Here is a 2,994-nt window from a genome sequence, read left to right as displayed (position 1 = left end):
GACTTGTGCTCCATTTTTAGTATATCCACAGTACTGTTCTCTATAATAAATATAGCTGGTTATTTTACGCTTCCATGTGTTTTTATTCTTTTTTCCAGCTTCACCACGACGAGTTTATTCAAAACTCACCACCCTTCATCAATTATAAATTTTCCTTAACTATTTTCATTGATGCCATCGCTATTTTTATCAATTACAAAATCATGCAATATATATACCAACATCTCGCTAAAATATTGCAATCTAAAATTGAATTACACCCATAAAAAACAAAAACGCCACAACTATTGTGGCGTTTTCATCATATCGTCATTCTTACAAAGTAAACGAGCTTAACAGCATATAAATTGAGGTGATATTACTTATTCTGTAACAGAGCACACTATTTTAATATTTTAATCCTATTCTCAGCTCAATCACGTTGTTAATACACTTTATGATCGTTTCATAAAAATCGAAAAAATTCTTCATTTGTCTTAGTCATTGCTAACTTATTAATGAGGAATTCCATTGCGTCAATTTCACCCATTGGATGAATAATTTTACGCAGGATCCACATTTTTTGTAGCTCATCTTGAGACGTCAGTAACTCTTCTTTACGTGTACCAGAACGATTATAATCAATCGCAGGGAAAACACGTTTTTCAGCAATTTTACGAGACAGGTGTAATTCCATATTACCTGTACCCTTAAATTCTTCGTAGATAACTTCGTCCATCTTAGAACCCGTATCGACTAATGCTGTTGCAATGATGGTCAAGCTACCACCTTCTTCAACATTACGCGCCGCACCGAAGAAACGTTTAGGACGATGTAATGCGTTTGCATCCACACCACCTGTTAACACCTTTCCTGATGAAGGAACAACGGTGTTATAAGCACGCGCTAAACGTGTGATGGAGTCTAACAGGATGATAACGTCTTTTTTATGCTCAACTAAGCGTTTCGCTTTTTCAATCACCATTTCTGCAACTTGCACATGGCGGGAAGCGGGCTCGTCAAAGGTTGAAGCGATAACTTCCCCTTTTACTAAGCGTTGCATTTCTGTCACTTCTTCTGGACGTTCATCAATTAGAAGTACCATTAATACACAATCTGGGTAGTTATGAGCAATATTTGCTGCAATATTTTGCAGCAACATGGTTTTACCTGCTTTTGGTGGAGCAACGATAAGACCACGTTGACCACGACCAATTGGTGCCGCTAAGTCAAGAACACGCGCGGTTAAGTCTTCTGTTGAGCCGTTACCACGTTCCATGCGTAAACGGTTATTAGCATGTAAAGGTGTTAAGTTTTCAAAGAGGATTTTACTGCGGGCATTTTCTGGTTTATCAAAGTTAACTTCATTAACTTTTAGGAGGGCAAAATAACGTTCACCTTCTTTAGGGGGACGAATTTTTCCTGCGATAGTGTCACCAGTGCGAAGGTTAAAACGGCGAATTTGACTAGGAGAAACGTAGATATCATCGGGACCAGCAAGGTAGGAACTGTCTGCGGAACGTAGGAAGCCGAAGCCATCCTGCAATATTTCCAGCACACCGTCACCGAAAATATCTTCTCCACTTTTCGCGTGTTGCTTCAAGATAGAGAAAATAATGTCTTGCTTTCTCATTCGAGCCAGGTTCTCTAGCCCCATATTTTCGCCAAGTGCTATCAGTTCTGATACCGGCGTATTTTTTAATTCGGTAAGATTCATAATGGTGGGTTCTTAATAACTCGGGGTAACTCTCGAACTATGAACGTGAATAGTATAACAGCGAATCGCTGTCAGTTTCGTCATGTGTAAAATTACAGATTATAACTTTCTAACACAAGGTATAACTAAAATGATTATGTTAGAGAGTGTTAATACTATTAGACCAGTCAGCTTTATCCCAAAAAAAGTGACATTCATTTTCGTGATACATGAGTGTACTTTCAACTTATGGGTTAGGAACATATTTTGGAAAAATTTATATCCCTTGAATACTATAGATTATTCTAAGGCAACTTGACTGGTTAGATGAATTCAGATTACTTATATTAAATATCATATAGATTAAATACCATATCATGTTATTCAATTCTATTACTTTGCACGCTTGATATTCAATATCTCAGACTTATTTAATCGTGTCTAATCATATTGACGAGTAGATCCGATATATTATGTAAGTAAGTGGCGCTAACTTATCATGCTTCGAAGCGGACGTCTAGCGGTCAATAACAGAAATACTGACAAGATCTAAACGTCCTACTTTATTTTTGATATCTAAATCAAATTAGATATTTTCGTCTAAAAACTCTTTTAGTTGAGTTTTTGACAATGCGCCCACTTTAGTCGCAGCAACTGCACCGTTTTTGAATAAAATCAGTGTAGGAATACCACGAATACCGTATTTTGGTGCTGTCAGCGGGTTTTGATCGATGTTTAGCTTCGCAACTGTTAATTTACCAGCGTATTCTGTTGCAACTTCATCTAGAATAGGAGCAATCATTTTACATGGGCCACACCATTCAGCCCAGAAATCAACGAGCACAGGGCCGGTTGCATTTAATACATCAGCATCGAATTTGCTGTCAGATAAGTGAAGGATTTTATCGCTCATTGTTCTACTCCAAAGAATAATATTGACCGTACCAGTGTAACATTAAATAACAAAAGTCTGTCTGCATTTCAGCGGATAAACTTTTGTAATGCAACCCATAACTGATATTCTATTACATTATGAGCAAAACATATTTGACAGAAAAGAAGTTTTCCGACTTCGCCTTGCATCCAAAAGTGATAGAAGCCCTTGAGAAAAAAGGGTTCTCTAATTGTACACAAATTCAGGCATTGACGTTACCTATCACTGTGAAAGGTCAAGACATTGCCGGGCAAGCCCAAACAGGAACAGGCAAAAACGTTGGCGTTTTTTAACCTCAACGTTCCATTATCTTTTAACACACCCTGCTAAAGAAGGGCATGAAACTAATCAACCTCGTGCTCTTATTATGGCACCAACACGCGAA

The 2,994-nt window shown here is 37.7% G+C and carries 2 protein-coding genes and 1 pseudogene; 1 reads left to right on the top strand and 2 read right to left on the bottom strand.

The features are described 5' to 3' along the window. Positions 1-445 precede the first annotated feature (445 nt). Together rho and trxA are read right to left on the bottom strand one after the other, a co-directional pair. On the bottom strand, positions 446-1,696 hold the full coding sequence (gene rho / locus BHE89_RS13625) for a transcription termination factor Rho (protein WP_128860543.1): 1,251 nt from the start codon (positions 1,694-1,696) through the stop codon (positions 446-448). Positions 1,697-2,261: 565 nt separating this feature from the next. Beyond that, on the bottom strand, positions 2,262-2,588 hold the full coding sequence (gene trxA / locus BHE89_RS13620) for a thioredoxin TrxA (RefSeq protein WP_006535838.1): 327 nt from the start codon (positions 2,586-2,588) through the stop codon (positions 2,262-2,264). Between the two features lie 119 nt (positions 2,589-2,707). On the opposite strand from trxA, the pseudogene BHE89_RS13615 reads away from it, so the two are divergent. Then, positions 2,708-2,994, top strand: a pseudogene (locus tag BHE89_RS13615) (DEAD/DEAH box helicase); the annotation flags it as partial.

The organism is Shigella sp. FC1967, assembly GCF_001743005.1.
In the GTDB taxonomy this organism is placed as follows: domain Bacteria; phylum Pseudomonadota; class Gammaproteobacteria; order Enterobacterales; family Enterobacteriaceae; genus Proteus.
The sequence above is the reverse complement of the archived record's forward strand: the minus strand, read 5'-3'. Positions and strand labels throughout refer to the sequence as shown.

Excerpts from the sequence above, each read along its gene's own strand:
- rho (WP_128860543.1), bottom strand. The coding sequence starts at position 1,696 with ATGAATCTTACCGAATTAAAAAATACGCCGGTATCAGAACTGATAGCA.
- trxA (WP_006535838.1), bottom strand. The coding sequence starts at position 2,588 with ATGAGCGATAAAATCCTTCACTTATCTGACAGCAAATTCGATGCTGAT.